The 16469-nt window shown below is 73.0% G+C and carries 18 protein-coding genes; 9 read left to right on the forward strand and 9 right to left on the reverse strand.

What is annotated here, in order from left to right:
* Nucleotides 1-353: 353 nt before the first annotated feature.
* The 3 genes from AB0M79_RS24530 (at nucleotide 354) to AB0M79_RS24540 (ending at nucleotide 2876) form a co-directional block, all read left to right on the forward strand.
* Nucleotides 354-1337: an ATP-binding cassette domain-containing protein gene (locus AB0M79_RS24530; RefSeq protein WP_364217723.1), complete on the forward strand. Its 984-nt coding sequence runs from the start codon at nucleotides 354-356 to the stop codon at nucleotides 1335-1337.
* Nucleotides 1334-1990 (forward strand): methionine ABC transporter permease, encoded by a 657-nt coding sequence (locus AB0M79_RS24535; protein WP_364217725.1) that lies wholly within the window; start codon nucleotides 1334-1336, stop codon nucleotides 1988-1990. Before AB0M79_RS24530 ends, AB0M79_RS24535 begins: the two co-directional genes overlap by 4 nt.
* Before the next feature lie 67 nt (nucleotides 1991-2057).
* Nucleotides 2058-2876 carry a MetQ/NlpA family ABC transporter substrate-binding protein gene (locus AB0M79_RS24540; RefSeq protein WP_357534798.1) on the forward strand — a complete coding sequence of 273 codons (819 nt, stop codon included), beginning with the start codon at nucleotides 2058-2060 and terminating at the stop codon, nucleotides 2874-2876.
* Nucleotides 2877-2974: 98 nt separating this feature from the next.
* On the opposite strand, the gene AB0M79_RS24545 is transcribed toward AB0M79_RS24540, so the two are convergent.
* Both AB0M79_RS24545 and AB0M79_RS24550 read right to left on the reverse strand, forming a co-directional pair.
* On the reverse strand, nucleotides 2975-3811 hold the full coding sequence (locus AB0M79_RS24545) for a siderophore-interacting protein (RefSeq protein WP_364217727.1): 837 nt from the start codon (nucleotides 3809-3811) through the stop codon (nucleotides 2975-2977).
* Nucleotides 3812-3899: 88 nt separating this feature from the next.
* Nucleotides 3900-4133, reverse strand: a complete 234-nt coding sequence (locus tag AB0M79_RS24550; protein WP_364217729.1) for a hypothetical protein — start codon at nucleotides 4131-4133, stop codon at nucleotides 3900-3902.
* 111 nt (nucleotides 4134-4244) lie between these two features.
* Here AB0M79_RS24550 and AB0M79_RS24555 point away from each other — a divergent pair, with 111 nt between their 5' ends.
* On the forward strand, nucleotides 4245-4910 hold the full coding sequence (locus AB0M79_RS24555; protein WP_364217731.1) for a hypothetical protein: 666 nt from the start codon (nucleotides 4245-4247) through the stop codon (nucleotides 4908-4910).
* Nucleotides 4911-4919: 9 nt separating this feature from the next.
* On the opposite strand, the gene AB0M79_RS24560 is transcribed toward AB0M79_RS24555, so the two are convergent.
* Both AB0M79_RS24560 and hppD read right to left on the reverse strand, forming a co-directional pair.
* Entirely contained in the window at nucleotides 4920-5684 is a 765-nt protein-coding gene (locus AB0M79_RS24560) for an ATP-binding protein (RefSeq protein ID WP_364217733.1), read from the reverse strand.
* A gap of 123 nt (nucleotides 5685-5807) precedes the next feature.
* The gene (gene hppD / locus AB0M79_RS24565) at nucleotides 5808-7013 is read right to left on the reverse strand and encodes a 4-hydroxyphenylpyruvate dioxygenase (protein WP_357534805.1); all 1206 of its coding nucleotides are present in this window, start codon (nucleotides 7011-7013) and stop codon (nucleotides 5808-5810) included.
* Between the two features lie 136 nt (nucleotides 7014-7149).
* Between hppD and AB0M79_RS24570 the strand changes: the two genes are divergently transcribed.
* Nucleotides 7150-7704, forward strand: coding sequence for an Lrp/AsnC family transcriptional regulator (locus AB0M79_RS24570; RefSeq protein WP_364217735.1), 555 nt, complete (start codon nucleotides 7150-7152; stop codon nucleotides 7702-7704).
* Between the two features lie 299 nt (nucleotides 7705-8003).
* On the opposite strand, the gene AB0M79_RS24575 is transcribed toward AB0M79_RS24570, so the two are convergent.
* From AB0M79_RS24575 to AB0M79_RS24585, 3 genes are all read right to left on the reverse strand, one after another.
* Nucleotides 8004-8957: a hypothetical protein gene (locus tag AB0M79_RS24575; protein WP_364217737.1), complete on the reverse strand. Its 954-nt coding sequence runs from the start codon at nucleotides 8955-8957 to the stop codon at nucleotides 8004-8006.
* 31 nt (nucleotides 8958-8988) lie between these two features.
* Nucleotides 8989-9645: a hypothetical protein gene (locus tag AB0M79_RS24580; RefSeq protein WP_364217739.1), complete on the reverse strand. Its 657-nt coding sequence runs from the start codon at nucleotides 9643-9645 to the stop codon at nucleotides 8989-8991.
* Between the two features lie 64 nt (nucleotides 9646-9709).
* Complete coding sequence (locus AB0M79_RS24585) at nucleotides 9710-11350, reverse strand: metallophosphoesterase family protein (RefSeq protein ID WP_364217741.1); 1641 nt, start codon at nucleotides 11348-11350, stop codon at nucleotides 9710-9712.
* Nucleotides 11351-11697: 347 nt separating this feature from the next.
* Between AB0M79_RS24585 and AB0M79_RS24590 the strand changes: the two genes are divergently transcribed.
* Nucleotides 11698-12216 (forward strand): hypothetical protein, encoded by a 519-nt coding sequence (locus AB0M79_RS24590; RefSeq protein ID WP_364217743.1) that lies wholly within the window; start codon nucleotides 11698-11700, stop codon nucleotides 12214-12216.
* Nucleotides 12217-12306: 90 nt separating this feature from the next.
* Nucleotides 12307-12606, forward strand: coding sequence for a hypothetical protein (locus AB0M79_RS24595; protein ID WP_364217745.1), 300 nt, complete (start codon nucleotides 12307-12309; stop codon nucleotides 12604-12606).
* On the opposite strand, the gene AB0M79_RS24600 is transcribed toward AB0M79_RS24595, so the two are convergent.
* The gene (locus AB0M79_RS24600; RefSeq protein WP_364217747.1) at nucleotides 12522-12983 is read right to left on the reverse strand and encodes an STAS domain-containing protein; all 462 of its coding nucleotides are present in this window, start codon (nucleotides 12981-12983) and stop codon (nucleotides 12522-12524) included. The two genes, AB0M79_RS24595 and AB0M79_RS24600, sit on opposite strands and share 85 nt — an antisense overlap.
* On the reverse strand, nucleotides 12980-13375 hold the full coding sequence (locus tag AB0M79_RS24605) for an STAS domain-containing protein (protein ID WP_364217809.1): 396 nt from the start codon (nucleotides 13373-13375) through the stop codon (nucleotides 12980-12982). Before AB0M79_RS24605 ends, AB0M79_RS24600 begins: the two co-directional genes overlap by 4 nt.
* Before the next feature lie 199 nt (nucleotides 13376-13574).
* On the opposite strand from AB0M79_RS24605, the gene AB0M79_RS24610 reads away from it, so the two are divergent.
* Together AB0M79_RS24610 and AB0M79_RS24615 are read left to right on the forward strand one after the other, a co-directional pair.
* Nucleotides 13575-15440: a PP2C family protein-serine/threonine phosphatase gene (locus AB0M79_RS24610; protein ID WP_364217749.1), complete on the forward strand. Its 1866-nt coding sequence runs from the start codon at nucleotides 13575-13577 to the stop codon at nucleotides 15438-15440.
* Nucleotides 15437-16468 (forward strand): cobalamin B12-binding domain-containing protein, encoded by a 1032-nt coding sequence (locus AB0M79_RS24615; protein ID WP_364217751.1) that lies wholly within the window; start codon nucleotides 15437-15439, stop codon nucleotides 16466-16468. The genes AB0M79_RS24610 and AB0M79_RS24615 overlap by 4 nt, the downstream gene beginning before the upstream one ends.
* Nucleotide 16469 lies beyond the last annotated feature (1 nt).

Genomic DNA, 16469 nt, shown 5'->3' on the forward strand with positions numbered 1-16469 from the left:
GACCGGATTTTCCTTTGGGTATTCCTACCTGAATAGTGGGGCGCATGAAGGGTGCGGCTGACCTGACCAGGCGCCGGGTGGTCGACTACGGGTTGGTCTCCACGGCGCGCTGTTGCCAGTGACACCGCCGGCGTGCCCGCCGGCCGGACCGGCGTGCCCGCCGCCTACCCGGTCCCCGCACGGGGCCGCCTGACGGCTGGACCCCGTCCCGGGTCCGCCGCCCGCTGACAGCGGTCCGGTCGACACCACCATCCGCACAAACCCATCGCGCACCGCCGGCCGGCGGGCGTCCCGTCCGGGCGCCCGCTTCGTCTGCGGTGCCGAGCCATGCCCCGCGACAGGAAACCCCCTCCGTGATCCAGATAACCGGTCTGCGCAAGGTCTACCGGACCCGCCGCACCGAGGTAGCCGCGGTCGACGGCGTCGACCTGACCGTCGCCAAGGGCGAGGTGTACGGCGTCCTCGGCCGCAGCGGTGCCGGCAAGAGCACCCTGCTGCGCTGCGTCAACATGCTCGAGCGCCCCGACGCCGGGCGGGTCGTCGTGGACGGCGTCGACCTCGGCGGCCTGCGCGAGGACGGGCTGCGCCGGGCCCGGCAGCGGATCGGCATGATCCACCAGCACTTCGCGCTGCTCGGGTCGCGCACCGCCGCCGGCAACGTCGCGTTCCCGCTGGAGATCATGGGGGTGTCCCGGACCGAACGGGCCGAACGCGTCCGCGAACTGCTCGACCTCGTCGGCCTCGCCAACCGGGCCGGCGCCTACCCGGCCCAGCTCTCCGGCGGCCAGAAGCAGCGGGTCGGCATCGCCCGGGCGCTCGCCGGCCGGCCCACCGTGCTGCTCTCCGACGAGGCCACCTCCGCGCTCGACCCGGAGACCACCGGCTCGATCCTCGACCTGCTGCGCGACCTCAGCCAGCGGCTCGGGCTGACCGTCCTGCTGATCACCCACGAGATGGAGGTGGTCAAGCGGATCTGCGACTCCGCCGCGGTCATGCACGACGGCCGGATCACCGAGAGCGGCCGGGTCGCCGACCTGCTGCTGCGCCCCGGCGCCGAACTCACCCGGGGGATCTTCCCGCTCGGCCCGCCCCCACCGCTGAAGGGCGCGACCCTGCTCGACGTCACCGTGGTCGGCGCCGCCGCCGACGGCACCTTCGTCTCCGACCTCGCCCGCCGCTTCGACCTCGACGTACGCATCGTCGCCGGGGGAGTGGAGAGCCTCGCCGGCACCCGCGCCGGCCGGCTGCGGCTGGCGCTGTCCGGAGCGGCGGCGGCCACCGACGGGCCCCGCGAATACCTGGGCGGCGCCGGCATTCTCGTGGAGGACCCCCGATGACCTGGGAAGACATGCTGCCCCTGCTGTGGGAGGGCAGCAAGGAGACCGCCTACATGGTCGGCGTGTCGACCGCCGTCACCGCGGTCGGCGGGCTGCTGATCGGCGTGCTGCTGGTGCTGACCGACCGGGGCGGGCTGCTCGCCGCCCGGCCGGTCAACGCCCTGCTCGGCCTGGTCGTCAACATCGGCCGCTCGCTGCCGTTCATCATCCTGCTGGTCGCCGTGATCCCGTTCACCCGGGCGGTGGTCGGGACCACCATCGGCACCACCGCGGCGATCGTGCCGCTGACCATCGGCGCGATCCCGTTCTACGCCCGGATCGTCGAGACCGCGATCCGCGAGGTCGACCCCGGCGTGGTCGCCGCCGCCCGTGCCATGGGCGCGTCGCGGACCGCGATCGTGGTCAAGGTCCTGCTCCGGGAGGCCCGGCCGGGCCTGGTCGCCGGTCTCACCATCACCCTGGTCGCCCTCGTGGGCTATTCCGCGATGGCCGGCGCGGTCGGTGGCGGCGGCCTCGGCGACCTGGCCATCCGCTACGGCTACCAGCGCTTCGAGACGGAGGTCATGATCGCCACCGTCGTGCTGCTCGTCGTCTTCGTGCAGCTGACCCAGAGCTTCGGCGACTGGGTCGCCCGCCGCCTGTCCCACCGCTGACCGCATTCCCGCATTGCTCGCCAACCGGTGGAGAAGCCACCGGCGAACCGAAAGAAAGGCCTTTCCCGTGCGACGCACCGTCCTCACCCTGCTCACCGCGGCCACCCTCGTCCTGGGTGCGGCCGCCTGCGGCTCCGACTCCGGCGACGGCGCGGCCGGGACCGGCCCGCTGAAGGTTGGCGTCAGCCCGGTGCCGCACGGCGAGATCCTCAAGTACGTCCAGGACAACCTGGCCGCCGCCGAAGGGCTCGAGCTGGAGATCGTCGAGTTCAACGACTACATCCAGCCCAACGTGGCCCTGCGCGACGAGCAGCTCGACGCCAACTACTTCCAGCACATCCCGTACCTCGACGAGGAGAAGGCGGCCAAGGGGTACGACTTCACCGCCCTGGCCCCGGTGCACATCGAGCCGCTCGGCGTCTACTCCAAGAAGGTCAAGAGCCTGGCCGAGGTGCCCGACGGCGGCGTGGTCGCCATCCCGAACGACCCGGCGAACTCCGGCCGGGCGCTGAACCTGCTGGCCGTGAACGGCCTGCTCACCCTCAAGGACGGCGTCGGCGTCAAGGCCACCGAGGCCGACATCGTCACCAACCCGAAGAACCTCAAGTTCGAGGCGCTGGAGGCCGCGCAACTGCCGCGCAGCCTCGACGACACCGCGATCTCGGTCATCAACGGCAACTACGCGATCGCGACCGGGCTCAACCCGGCCACCGACGCGCTGGCGCTGGAGAGCGGCGAGAACAACCCGTTCGCGAACCTGGTCGTGGTGCGGGCCGGCGACGAGACCGACGAGCGGATCGTGAAGCTGGAGAAGCTGCTGCACTCCGCGCAGGTCAAGCAGTTCATCGCCGACAAGTACCAGGGCTCGGTGCTGGCCGCGTTCTGATCCCACCCGGCGGGTGCCGCGGGCGTACGGACGCCCGCGGCACCCGCCGTTCGCGCAACCCCGCCGGTGGCGGTGGATGAGGGCGTCGCGCCCGGCGGTCAGCCGACCGCGGCGGCCTCTTCCTCTTCCACCCGGCGGTTCCAGTCCGCCTTCGACGACTGCCAGCCGTCCTCGTCGGCCCCGAGCCGCCAGTAGCCCGAGATCGACAACCGCTCCCTGGTCACGCCGTGCTCGACCCGCAGGAACCGGCGCAGCTCCTTCACGAAGTGCGCCTCGCCGTGCACGAACGCCTGCAGGGTCCCGGGCGGGAACTCCAGCGCCCGGACCGCCTCGACCAGCGCCGCGCCGACCGGCCGGTCACCCCGGTGCAGCCACACCACCTCGGCCCGCCCGTACGTGGAGAGCTTCTGCTCCTCGTCCGGCCCGGACACCTCGATGAACACCTTCGCCAGGGCTCCCGCGGGCAGCCGCTCGACCGACGCGGCGATGGCCGGCAGGGCACTCTCGTCGCCGGCCAGCAGGTGCCAGTCGGCGTCATCGGCCGGGGCGTACGCGCCACCGGGGCCGAGGAACATGATCTCGTCACCCGGCCGGGCGGCGGCCGCCCACGGGCCGGCCAGCCCCACGTCGCCGTGGTGGACGAAGTCGACCGTCAGCTCGCCGACCGTCGGGTCCCAGCGGCGCACGGTGTAGGTCCGGGTCCGCGGCCACTGCTCGCGCGGCATGTCGCGGCGGATCGCCGCGATGTCGAACGGGGCCGGGTAGGCGACCCCCGGGACCGGGAACAGCAGCTTCAGGTAGTGGTCGGAGTAGGTGCCGGCGCTGAACCCGGCGAGCCCCGGACCGCCGAACACCACACGGATCATGTGCGGCGTGAGCCATTCGGTGTGTACCACCGTGGCCTGGTGGACCTGAGGCGTCCTGCGATCCGTCATAGGGTTAGGTTAACCTAAGTCGGCCGGTAGTCGAGAGGGCACCGAGCGTGGTTCTCGGCGATCCGGTGTCGGAAACTCGCCATCACGCTCACCGCCCGGCCCGGTCCAGCCGGTGTGCCAGCAGCACCTTGCCCCGGTCGCCGGCCCGCTCGCTGTCGTCGCGGACCCCCCGCAGCCACCCCGCCAGCTCGGCGTCGCCGGCCCGGTCGGCCTCGCGCGCGTACGCGTCCATCCGCCAACTGTTCTCCAGCACCAGTTGCAGCGCCGTGATCAGGTCGGTCTCGGTGTCCTCGACGGGCTCCACCAGGTCCATCACGCGCATCACGCACCTCCGTCCGGCGCCTTCCCGCCGGCAGCCGGACTATGCCGGCGGGAGGCGCGGGGCACCCGGGACGGCACGACTACGCCGCCGTGGCGCGGGTAGCCGACCGGTATGGCAGCACAGATCCCGGACCGGCGCCGGTTCGTACGGCAACTCGTCCGCCACGGCGGGCGCGGCTTCGCCGAGGAGTACGGCCTCCCAGTGCTGAACAACCCGGCCAACCTCTACCAGTTGCTCAGCCTGGCCCAGATCCTGCGCGGATCGGCCGACCACCGGCGGGCGACCGCCGCCGCCCGGGCACTGCGCGACCGGGGCTGGAACACCGCCGCCCGGATGGCCGCCAGCCCGGACGGGGAACGGGCCGCCGTGCTGCGCGCGTACGACCAGCGGGCCGCCGGCACGCTCGCGCGACGGCTCGGCGCGACCGCGGCCGCCCTGGCCGAACGGTACGGCGGCGACCCGCGCCGGCTGCGGACCGCCGCCCGCCGCGACCCGGCCGCCGAACGGGCTCTGCTGCGCGAACTGCCGGGCGTCGACGACGGCGTGGTCGACCTGTTCTTCCGCGACGTCCAGGTGCTGTGGCCGGAGATCGGCCCGTTCGCCGACCGGAACGCCCTCACCGCCGCCCGCCGGCTCGGGCTCGGCAGTTCGGCACAGGACCTGGCCGACCTGACCGGGCGCCGGGAGTCGGAGAAGCTGGCCTGGCTGGTCGGGGCGCTGGCCCGGATCGAACTCGACGGCAGCTACGCGCAGGCCCGCCAGCTCGCGACCGCCTGACGCGACGCGCTATCCGCGTGCCGTGGGCAGCGCCGCCCAGACGATCTTGCCGCCCGGGGCGGGGATGACCCCCCAGGCACGCGACTGCGACGCCACCATCGGCAGCCCACGGCCCCGCAACGCGACCGGCCCGGCGACCGCCGGGCCGTCGCCGTCCCGGGTCGCGGGCACCGGCGCCACCGCGCTGCGGTCGGCCACCCCCAGCCGCAACAGTCCCCGGTGGCACCGTACGGTCACGTCGATATCGGTCCCGGCGTGCTCGACGGCGTTGCTCACCAGCTCGGAGACGATCAGCTTGGCGTCGTCGACGACGTGCTCCAGGCCCCAGCTCCGGCAGGCGCCGTCGACCAGCTCCCTGGCCCGGCCGGGGGCCTGCGGCGCCGCGGCGAGCCGGGCGTGCGTCCGCCGGACGCCGGGCACGTCGGGCAGCGCGCCGGCCGCCGCGACCGCCTGCGCCCGGGCCGGGAGCACCCGGGGCCCGTGCCGGCCGGCCGCCAGCCGACCGGCGAGCCTCGGCGTGGCACCGTGTGCCAGTACCGACACGCCGGGTAGCCGGGCGCCGCGACGCAGCACCACCGGCAGCAGCGTGGCCGCCACCGCACCCACCATCACCACGTCCGACAGGTCCACGACGACCGCCCGGGGGAAGTGCGCCAGGCACCGCTGCAGGGCGAACCACGACGCGGCCACCGCCGGCATCGTCAGTGGCCCGCGCAGGGTGAGCAGAAGCGCCCCCGACTCCACGTCCGCCGACATCACCGCGAAGGCCCTCATCGCCCGTCCACGCTCAAACCCCGTCCACGCATATCCAGCCGCCGGGGATCGAACAGAGCGAGAGCCGACCCGGCGCGCGGGTACAGGTACCCACCGGACGGGCCGGCCTACACCTGATGCCGGTCAGAGATTGCCGCGCCGCTCCTGCTCGCGCTCGATCGCTTCGAACAGCGCCTTGAAGTTGCCCTTGCCGAACCCGAGCGAGCCGTGCCGCTCGATCAGCTCGAAGAACACCGTCGGCCGGTCCCCGACCGGCTTGGTGAAGATCTGCAGCAGGTAGCCGTCCTCGTCCCGGTCGACCAGGATGCCGCGCTTCTTCAGCTCCTCGATCGGCACCCGGACCTGCCCGATCCGGGCCCGCAGCGCCGGGTCCTCGTAGTAGGAGTCCGGCGTCGACAGGAACTCCACGCCCTCGGCCCGCATCGCGTCGACGGTGCGGAGGATGTCGTTGGTCGCCAGCGCCAGGTGCTGCGCGCCCGGTCCGCCGTAGAAGTCCAGGAACTCGTCGATCTGCGACCGCTTGCGGGCCACGGCCGGCTCGTTGAGCGGGAACTTCACCCGGTGGTTGCCGTTGGCGACCACCTTGCTCATCAGCGCCGAGTAGTCGGTGGCGATGTCGTCGCCGATGAACTCGGCCATGTTGACGAAGCCCATCACCCGGTTGTAGAAGGCGACCCAGTTGTCCATCTCGCCGAGTTCGACGTTGCCGACCACGTGGTCCAGCGCCTGGAAGAGCCGCTTCGGCGCGCCGTCGCGCCGGACGTACTCGGACTGCCGGGCGACGTAACCGGGCAGGTAGACGCCGGTGTAGCGGGACCGGTCGACCAGCGTGTGCCGGGTGTCGCCGTACGCGCCGATCGCGGCGATCCGCACCGTGCCGTGCTCGTCGGAGACGTCGTGCGGTTCCTCCAGCACCTTCGCCCCCTGCGCGCGGGCGTGCGCCACGCACCGGTCGACGTCGGGCACCTCCAGCGCGATGTCGCTGACCCCGTCGCCGTGCCGGCGGTGGTGGTCGTGCAGCGGGCTGGCCGGGTCGACCCCACCGGAGACCACGAACCGGCACGAGCCGCTCTTGAGGACGTACGCCTTGTGGTCGCGGTTGCCGGTCTCCGGTCCGCTGTACGCGACGAGTTCCATCCCGAACGCCGACTGGTAGAAGTGCGCGGTCTGGGTCGCGTTGCCGACGACGAAGACGACCGCGTCCCAGCCGGTGACCGGGAACGGGTCGCCGCTCGCGTCGTACTCGACCAGGCCCACGAGCTGCTTGAGCTGCTGGAGGTCCAGGTCGGCCTGGCGTTCCTGCGGGGTGAGGGTCGGCTGGATCGTCATCGGTCCACCTCCGGGGTTGGTCGTCGTACGCCGATGTGGCGAGCGAACCGCATCCTCCGGTGTTGTGCAACAGTTCGACCGTGTGCTGGTCAGGGTGTACAGAATGCGAAGCCACCTCGTCGGATCACTGTGCAGGATGACTATCGTGGTGCGGGTGAGTACGGAACTCGACCATCTCGACGCCCGGCTGCTCGACCTGTTCAGCCGCGAGCCCCGGATCGGGGTCCTCGAAGCGTCCCGGCAACTGCGGGTGGCCCGGGGCACGGTCCAGGCCCGGCTCGACCGGCTGCTCGCCCGTGGGGTGATCCGCTCCTTCGCCCCGGAGGTCGACCCGGCGGCACTCGGCTATCCGGTGACCGCGTTCGTCAGCGTCGAGATCACCCAGTCGGTGGGGCACGAGGCCGTCGCCGGCCTGCTGGTGGACATCCCGGAGGTGCTGGAGGCGCACACCATCACCGGCACCGCCGACATGCTGCTGCGGGTCGTCGCCCGGTCGAACGCCGACCTCCAGCGGGTCATCGACCGGCTGGTCGCCACCGCCGCGATCGAGCGGGCCGCCAGCACCATCGCGCTGCAGACCCAGATCCCGTACCGGGTGCTGCCGCTGGTGCACGAGGCGGCGGCCGCCGATCCGGCCGGCGCGCCGGCCGGGGTCAGGCGACGACCTCCCGCACCGGGTGCTCCTGGATGACCGGGCGGTCCCGGTCCCGTTCGGACGTACGACGAGAACCGGGTCGACGTCCCTCCGGCGGGGGAGACCTGCCGGATCGCGAACATGATCTGCGGCATGTCCCAGTCCGGCGACTACGGCCGGTCCCACCGCCCTGCCGCCGCTGACCCAGCTCAACCCGGGGGCCGCGGTCCTCGCCGCGATCGGCATGATCACCGGCGCCCGGCGCCCGGCGCCGGGCCTGGTCCGACCACCGGATCATGGAGTACATCCCGGGCTGAGCGGGCCCGGGGCACCCTCCGGTGCCCCGGGTTCCGTCGTCAGCCGGCGAGCGAGCCCGCGGCGGCGACCAGGTAGAGGCAGCCGCCGATCGCGACCGCCACCCCGGCGGCCGCGGGCAGCCAGGCCACCAGCGTCGACGCCCAGGCCCACCGGCTCGTACGGCCGGACAGCAGCGCGAAGCCGCGGATGGTGATCACGCCGACCCCGGTGAGGGTGAGCGCCATGCCCACCCCGAAGGCGATGACGAGCAGGACGGCGTCCAGCGCCCGCCCGGTGAGCAGGCCGCTGACCAGCACCAGGAAGGCCGAGGGGGAGGGCAGCAGGCCGCCGGACAGGCCGAGGGCGACCAGGCCACGGCGCGACCACGGGTCGGTCGGCGCGGGGGCGGGGGCCGCGGGCTCGGCGGGCGTGGCCGGGGCTTCGGCCGCCCGCTCGGCGACGACGACTTGGCCGGCCTCCTGGCCACCGGCCGGGCCGGCCGGGGAGTGCGGGTGGTCGTGCCCGTGCCCGTGGTCATGCGAGTGGCCGTGCCCGTGATCGTGCGAGTGGCCGTGCCCGTGCGAGTGCCCGTGATCGTGCGAATGGCCGTGCGAGTGGCCGTGGCCGTGCGAGTGGGAGTGGCCGCCGCCCCTGATGTGGCGGTAGGTGAGGTGCACCCCGACCCCGATCACCACCAGGCCGGCCAGCACCTGCATCCAGGCGGTGACCCGCTCGGTGCCGAACCCGGCCAGGCCGCTGACGCCGACCCAGGCCACCGCGAGTACCAGCACCGAGAAGGTGTGCATGATCGCGACGATCAGCCCGAGCCGCAGCGCGTCCCGGTACCGGCCGCGGGTGCCGACCAGGTACGCCGCGGTCACGCTCTTGCCGTGTCCGGGGGCGACCGCGTGGGCGGCCCCGACCCCGAGCGCCACCAGCAGTGCCAGCCAGAACACGGCACCGCTGTCGAAGAGGGCGACCAGCCGGCCCTCGATCCCGCCAAGCCCGTTCATCGCCGGGGGTCCTCTCGGTCGCTGGGGTCGTTCACGCCCGCCGCCCGCGACGGCGGCGTACGAGGAAGAAGGTGATGATGCCGACCGCGGCGACCCCGGTGCCGGCCGCGACCGTCGTGACGGCCGTGGTCATGCCGCCGCCGGACGGGTCGAACCGGATCTGGTGGGTGGTCGCCTCGCCGGTGAAGAGGGTCTGTGCCGGCGCCGCCTTGGCGGTGAGCATCGTGCGGTACGCCGGGTTCAGGTCGGTCAGCGTACGCAGCGTGACGTCGACCTCGGTGACCGGCGCGGGGCAGTCGAAGGTGAACCGGGCACCGCGCTCGAGCAGCCGGTCGAGGGTGTCCAGCGACCCCTCGCAGGCGTTGCCGGTCTGGCTGACGGTGAGGTTCGCCAGCAGGTAGCCGCGTACGGCCTCGGAACGCTCCAGCTTCTGCTCGCCGGTCAGCGTGACGTCGACCGGGCCGGTGGTCGGGTCCTCGAACGCGCCGAGCGACTGGCCGAGCGCGACCCAGTCGTCCTCGGCCGCCTTCCACACCAGTTCGATCCGCGAGCCGTCGACGCGTACGTCGGCGGTCGACGGCGGCCCGAACGGGTGAGCCGAGGCGGGAGCGGCCGGGGCGAGCGACAGCGCGCCCACCAGCCCGGCCGCGGCGGCGAGCAGGGCGCCCGCCAGCGTACGCGTCGTCACGCGTATCTCCTGTTCCGTGCCGACCGGGGGCGGGCCGGTCGCCCGGCCCGCCCCCGGCACGGTGTCACTTGGTGATGGTGAGAACCGGGCTGGTGATCTGCTGGTTCTTGCTGACCAGGTACACCTGGTAGGTGTCGCCCGGCTTGGCACCGGACGGCAGGGTGAAGGTGTAGTTGAACTTGCCCAGCTCGTCGGCCTTCTTGACCGCGATCCGGGTGCCGTTCTTGTCCTCCGGCTCGGTGGTGCGCCGGAAGTACACCGTCACGTCCTCGCCCGGGTCGTAGCCGTAGGCCTTGAAACCGAGCTTGCTGAGCTGCTGGATGTCGGTCTTGGCGACCTCGACCTGCTCACCCTTGGTGTTCTCCGGGGTGCGGAAGTCGTTGACGGTCCGCTCGCCGGCGTCGTTCTTGCGGATGGTGAAACCGTCGTGGTGCTCGCCGTTGGCGTAGCGGGCCTCGAACCGGATCTGGTCCTTGTCCACGTCGATCATCTGGTAGAGCTGGGTGTTCTGGCTGGTGCTGCGTACCTCGGCACCGTTGCCGGTCCAGTTCTGACCGTTGTTGAGGGCGTACATCTTGCCGCCGGACACCGAGACGACGTAGGCGACACCGTTGTGGACGGTGGTCGACTTGCGCGCGGTCTGGAGGTTGCCCCGGCCGTACGAGTGGTCGTGGCCCTGCAGGACGAGGTCCACGCCGTACTTCTCGAACAGCGGGCCCCACTGGGCACGCACGTTGGGGTTGTTGCGCGAGCCGGTGGTGGAGTAGACCGGGTGGTGGAAGGTGACGACCGTCCACTTGTTCGGGTTGTCCGCCAGCACACCCTCCAGCCACGCGGTCTGCGCGGCCATCAGGGTGGCGTTGCTCTGGTAGTTCGTGTCCAGACCGACGAACCGTACGCCCTGGTAGTCGACGTAGTAGACGGTCTGCTTCAGCTCCGCGGCACCCGGGCCGTTGTCCGGGTACGGGAACTGCGGCCGCCAGAACTGCGACAGGCCACCGCTGTACTCGTGGTTACCCGGCACCGAGATGCTGTTGATCTGGCTGTTGATGAAGCCGTCGGCGTTGTGCCACTGGCCCCACTGCTCTTCGCTGTTGGCGTGGTCGATCAGGTCACCGGCGTTGACGATGACCTTGGCCTCCGGCCGGTCGGCGAACGCCTGCCGGAAGACCCGCGGCACGGCGGTGTCGATGTTGTTCTGCGCGTCACCGTAGTAGATGAACGAGAACGGCGAGGCGTCCGCGGCGGCCGTGGTGAAGTCGATCCACTCGCTCCAGTTGGTGCCGTCACCGACCCGGTAGGAGTAGCGGGTGTCCGCCTTCAGGCCGGTGAACTCGACGGTGTGGTGCGTCGAGGCGTAGCCCAGCGAGGTGTTGACCGAGTTGGTGGCCGAGGCCATCACCTTGGTCGCGGTGGTGCCGGACGGGACGTTGCCGCTCACGAAGGCCCGCGGGGCCTCGATGATCTCGGCCTGCGCCCAGTTCGCCGGCGCCTCGGCGCGCCAGGTCACCTTCTGCGAGGTCGACGGTGTGGTGGTCGGGATGAGGATGATCCGGTCCGGAACCGGGCTCGGCTTGTGGATCTCCGCGGCGGGGAACTTCGCCGGCGGCGAGTCACCGAACGCGGCCGGGCTCATCGCGAAGCCGCCGACGAGCAGCGCGGCGGCGCCGATCGCGGCGAGCTTGGCCTTGTTCGGCGCGCTCACCCACCGTGTCTTGATGTTGCTCAAGGGGTCGTCACCCTTCTCCGATTGCAACTGGCCCACCGGCAGGGGTGCCGGCGGACAACCGCATTCAGCCGGGAGCGACCGACGCAGGTGCGACGTCAGGTTGGCCAACAGATGAATTGATCATGGTCCTGACCAGCTTGAACGGTCCCGTAACCGGGCGGCCGTCCATGATCAACCTGAGGTCCGTGAACCGTTCACCCTGGGCCGCCTAGGATCCGGCGAGCGGTCCGAACGGAACGCTCTGAGCAGGGCGTACGCCCCGGCAGGACGCCATCGACACGCGTCGCCGCGGGCGGGTGCCCCGGATCCGTGGGAGGTCGGGCGTGGTTGGGGAGGAAGCGGCGTCGGATGCGACCACGGCGCCCGGCTGGCGCCGGCTGCGCTGGCCGCTGCTCGGGCTGGCCGTGGTGCTGGCGCTGCTGCCGGCGACCGAGCCGCTGCGGGCCGCGCCCGTCAAGGGCGACAACTTCATCGACGCCCAGACCGCCGGCATCCTCGACATCGAGGGCGGCGAGTGCTTCTCCGACCCGGCATACCTGGCCCGTGCCGGGGACGTCGTCGTGCTCTACCGGTCCTGCGACGACGGGGCCTACAACCAGTCGTACGGCTTCCTGCACGCCCCCGACGGCCCCTGGAACCGCCCGGCGCTGGCGGCGTTCGCCTGGGCCGGCTGTGAACGCGACTTCCAGGCCCGGTGGGGCAGCCGTGACGAGTCCGGCCTGGACTTCTACCCGATCCTGCCGACCGAGGAGACCTGGGCGAACGGCGACCGGGACGTGATGTGCGCGGTCCACAACCCGGAGGGGGCGCTCGGCGGCTCCAAGCTGCCGCTGGCCCGCTGACCCGACTCATCCGCACCGGGGGAGGGCCGGTCACCCGGCGCGGCGCGACGATCGTGGCGGAAGCCATGATCCCGCGTCGAGAGGCCGGCCATGAAACGCATCATCGAGATCGTTCCCGCCCGACCCGGCTGGTACGCCCGCTGGCGGCAGTCGCCGGAGGCGACCCGCTCGTACCCGGTCACGGTGTGGGCGCTGGTCGAGGACACCGACGTGCCGACGCGTGAGGTGGTCGGGGTCGACTCGATCGGCCAGTGGCCGGGCGCCGACGACAACGAGAGCGGGTGGGACTTCGTCCGGTATGTCTATCAGGCGCCCGAGGCGGGCGAACCCGACGACGCGTCCAACCCGGTGGGTGCCGACGTCGAGGGGCCGAGTCCGGTGCGTGCCTGAATCTCGAACACCTCGTCGAGCCCGGTACGCGCCAGCAGTTGCCGCAGGTGCGGGCCGGCCCCGGCGAGCCGCATCCGGCCGTCGGCGGTGCGGCACAGGTGGGACACCTCGATCAGGGCCCCGAGCCCCGACGAGTCGCAGATGCCCAGCGTGGACAGGTCGACGACCAGGTCTCGGCAGCCGTCGCGCACCACCTGCCCGGCCACGCGCAGCAGGTGGTCGGCACTGTCGTAGTCGAGGTCCCCGGAGAGGCTCAGCCGCGCCGACCGGGGCGGCCGGCGGACGACCTCGACGGTGAGCGTGTCCGGTGCCATCGGGGAGTGATACCCGTCCTCGGACGGGCCGGAAACCTGTCCTGGATTCCGGATGTCGCTCATCCGGTCGACTCCCAGGCGCCTTCGGCGGCACCCCACGCCGCGCCGGGCCGGCCCGGCGGCCGGGCGAGGAGGTCGCCGACGCCGGTGACCTCCAGGATCGCGGCCAGGAACGGCGGCGTGCCACGCAGTTCGAGGGTGGTGCCCGCCTCGTGGCCGACCCGCCAGCCGTGCACGATCACGGCCAGGCCGGTGCTGTCGATGAACCGCAGGCCGGCCACGTCGACGGTGACCAGCGACGGCTCGCCGGCGACCAGCCGGGCGAGTTCGTCCTGCAGCACACCGGAGGTCTGGAAGTCGAGGTCGCCGCCGACCGTCACGACGGGGCGGGTGGGGTCGGTCACATCGACGCGGACGGCGAGCGGCGTGCCTCCGGCGCGTTCGCCACGAAGCATGCCAATCACGCCCTTCCGGACCTTCGAGTGGCGGGATACAGCCGGATGATGGCTCAGCCTAACCCGAGCCCGCCCGTCCGTACGGGCCGGTCCCGGCCCGGAACCACCCCGGCGGTGCTCCGGTGGCGGCCCGGACGGATCGGCGTAGGGTGGTTGACGCGGGCCCCGGCGACCCGGCCGCCCCACACAGCAGACGTAGTTGTCCAGCGAAGGAGTGGGGCCGGAGCAGGTGGACACCGAGGCCAGGGACACTGACCCGGGCGGGACCCGGATCCGCACGTCGGATCCGGGCGACGCGCCGGGCCGGGCCCGCACGGCTCCGGCCACCCCGTCCGCGCCCGCCGCCGGAGCCGGCGGTGACGCCCCCGGCGCGGCCGGCTGGCCCCGGGTCGCCGACAACTTCCGCGAGGGCCTGGTCATCTGCGACGCCGCGCACGTGGTCCGCTACATCAGCCAGGTCGCCGCCCGGCTGCTGCCCGAGCTGACCGCCGGAGAACTCGTCACCGTGGGTCCGCTGCGCGACGCCCCCGGCGGCGACGACGTGCCGGCCGTCGAGTTCGGCCACGGCGGCCGCCGGCTGCGGGCCCGCCGGGTGCCGCTCACCTCCCACCGCTTCGCCTGGTACGTCGAGGACGTCACCGACTCCGTCGAGCGCGCCGACGCCCTTCTCGCCGAGCGGTCCCGGTCCCGGTTCCTGGCCAGCGCCAGCCAGAAGCTCGGCAACCCCCTGCACGAGGACCGGGCGGCCCGCGCCGCCGTCCGTCTCGCCGTACCCACCCTCGGTGACGTCGCCGTACTGGTGCTGTCACCCCGCAAGGGCCGGGTCCGGTGGTGGCGCGCGACCGGGGCCGACGACGACACCACCACCGTCGACGGCGGCACCCTGCCCGAGGACGCCCTGCCCGACGCCGTCGCGCAGGCGCTCGCCGGGGTCGAGGCGCACGCCGCCGACTGGCTCGAAGACCAGCTCACCGAGGCCGGCTGGCTGCCCGGACTGGCCGTACCCGACGTCACCGCCCGGGCGGTCACGCTGCCCGGCAGCGGCGCGCCGACCGGCGCGCTGGTCGTCGCCCGGCCCGCCGACGAAGCGTTCGACGATCCCGACCTGCAGACCCTGCGCGGCTTCGCGGCCCGCGCCGGGGCCGCCCTCAACGCCGCCGTCCTCTACCGCGACCAGGCCGAGATCGCCGAGACGCTCCAGGCCAGCCTGCTGCCCGCACAGCCCGAACCGGTGCCCGGCCTGCAGTGGGGCACCGCCTACCGGCCGGCGCAGGCCACCCTGCGCATCGGCGGCGACTTCTACGGCGCGCACCCGCTGCCCGACGGCGGCTCGCTGTTCTTCCTCGGCGACGTCTCCGGCAAGGGCGTGGAGGCGGCCGTCTTCACCGGCCAGCTCCGGCAGGGCATCCAGGCCCTGCGCCGGGTCGAGAGCGACCCGAGACGGCTGCTGCAGTTGCTCAACGACTCCGTCCTCGAATCCACCCGGGCGCACGGGCAGGGCCGCTTCGCCACCATCGTGCTCGGCGTCGCCCATCCCGCCCGCGACGGCGGCCTGACCCTCACCCTGGCCGGCGGCGGCCACCTGCCACCGCTGCTGCTGCGCGCCGACGGCGAGATCGAGGCCGTCACCCTCAAGGGCATGCTGATCGGTGTCGTCCCCGACCCGCGGATCGGCCAGGCCACCGTGCACCTCGCGGCCGGCGAGACGTGCCTGCTCTACAGCGACGGCGTCACCGAGGCCCGCGGCGGCCGCTACGGCGACGAGCAGTACGGGGCCACCCGTCTCGTCGAGGCCGTCACCGGCTGCCACACCATGCCCGCCCCCGCCCTCGCCGAGCGCGTCGAACAGGTGACCTGCGACTGGCTCGCCGGACGCGACCACGACGACATCGCGGTGCTGACCGTCAAGGCCCACCCGGCCGGCGGCCGCCGCACGTCGGCCGCCCGGCACCTGCACGCCGTACCCGATCAGCGGCCCGGGCCCGAACCGGCCCCGTCCGCCCGGCCGGCCGCCGCCGAGGCGGGCCCGCCCCGCGCCACCGCACCGGAGGACCAGCGCCAGTGACCGCCCCCGCACCGACCGCCGCCGGCCCCGTCGAGGCATATCCGGAATTCCTCGACTGCCTCGCCGCCGCCGACGAATACGCCGCCACCGACGTCGCCCTGCGGCTGCTCGAAGAGGGCGTACCCGCCGAACGGGTGCTGCTCGACCTGATCGCGCCCGCCCAGGAACAGGTCGGCCGGTGGTGGCAGCGCAACGTGTGGTCGGTCGCCCAGGAACACGCCGCCACCCACGTCAGCGAGCGGGCGGTCGCCGCCGTCGCCGCCCACACCCGGGTACGCCCGCACCTCGGCCGGGTCGTCGTGTCGTGCATGGACGGCGAGTGGCACGCCCTGCCGGCCCGCCTGGTCGGCGAGGTGCTCCGGCTGCGCGGCTGGGACGTCGCGTTCCTCGGCGCCAGCGTGCCCGCCGCCCACCTGGTGTCCTACCTGCACCGCGACGACGCGCACGCGGTCGCGCTGGCCTGCGCGCTGCCGATGCGGCTGCCGGACGCCCACCGGATGATCGAGGCGTGCCGGCGCGCCGACGTACCGATCCTCGTCGGCGGCCGCGGCTTCGGCCCCGACGGCCGGTGGGCACGTCGCCTCGGCGTCCACTGGGCCGGCGACGCGACCGCCGCCGCCGACCTGCTCGCCGACGAGCGGCGGCTGCACCGGCCGCCGTCGGAAGACCTCGACCACCTCGCCGACGACGAATACCCCGGCCTGGTCAAGAGCCGCGCCGACCTCATCGACACCGGCCTGCGCGACCTCACCGCCCGGGTGCCCTCGATGGCGGACTACACCACCGCCCAGTTCGACTCGACGGTCAGCGACCTCGGCCACATCGTCGACTTCCTCACCGCCGCCGTCTACGTCGACGACGACGCCCTGTTCACCTCGTTCATCGCCTGGATGGTCGAGGTGCTCGACAGCCGGAAGGTGCCGCCGCACACCCTCGACCGCGTCCTCGACGTCTACGCCGAGACGCTGCACGACTTCCCGCGCGCCCACCGGTTCCTGCACGCCGGCCGCGCCGCCGTACGCTCCTAGG

The sequence above is a fragment of the Polymorphospora sp. NPDC051019 genome, from assembly GCF_040683055.1.
In the GTDB taxonomy this organism is placed as follows: domain Bacteria; phylum Actinomycetota; class Actinomycetes; order Mycobacteriales; family Micromonosporaceae; genus Polymorphospora; species Polymorphospora lycopeni.

Excerpts from the sequence above, each read along its gene's own strand:
- AB0M79_RS24535 (WP_364217725.1), top strand. The coding sequence starts at position 1,334 with ATGACCTGGGAAGACATGCTGCCCCTGCTGTGGGAGGGCAGCAAGGAG.
- AB0M79_RS24545 (WP_364217727.1), bottom strand. The coding sequence starts at position 3,811 with ATGACGGATCGCAGGACGCCTCAGGTCCACCAGGCCACGGTGGTACAC.
- AB0M79_RS24550 (WP_364217729.1), bottom strand. The coding sequence starts at position 4,133 with ATGCGCGTGATGGACCTGGTGGAGCCCGTCGAGGACACCGAGACCGAC.
- AB0M79_RS24555 (WP_364217731.1), top strand. The coding sequence starts at position 4,245 with ATGGCAGCACAGATCCCGGACCGGCGCCGGTTCGTACGGCAACTCGTC.
- AB0M79_RS24560 (WP_364217733.1), bottom strand. The coding sequence starts at position 5,684 with ATGAGGGCCTTCGCGGTGATGTCGGCGGACGTGGAGTCGGGGGCGCTT.
- hppD (WP_357534805.1), bottom strand. The coding sequence starts at position 7,013 with ATGACGATCCAGCCGACCCTCACCCCGCAGGAACGCCAGGCCGACCTG.
- AB0M79_RS24570 (WP_364217735.1), top strand. The coding sequence starts at position 7,150 with ATGACTATCGTGGTGCGGGTGAGTACGGAACTCGACCATCTCGACGCC.
- AB0M79_RS24575 (WP_364217737.1), bottom strand. The coding sequence starts at position 8,957 with ATGAACGGGCTTGGCGGGATCGAGGGCCGGCTGGTCGCCCTCTTCGAC.
- AB0M79_RS24595 (WP_364217745.1), top strand. The coding sequence starts at position 12,307 with ATGAAACGCATCATCGAGATCGTTCCCGCCCGACCCGGCTGGTACGCC.
- AB0M79_RS24600 (WP_364217747.1), bottom strand. The coding sequence starts at position 12,983 with ATGAGCGACATCCGGAATCCAGGACAGGTTTCCGGCCCGTCCGAGGAC.
- AB0M79_RS24605 (WP_364217809.1), bottom strand. The coding sequence starts at position 13,375 with ATGCTTCGTGGCGAACGCGCCGGAGGCACGCCGCTCGCCGTCCGCGTC.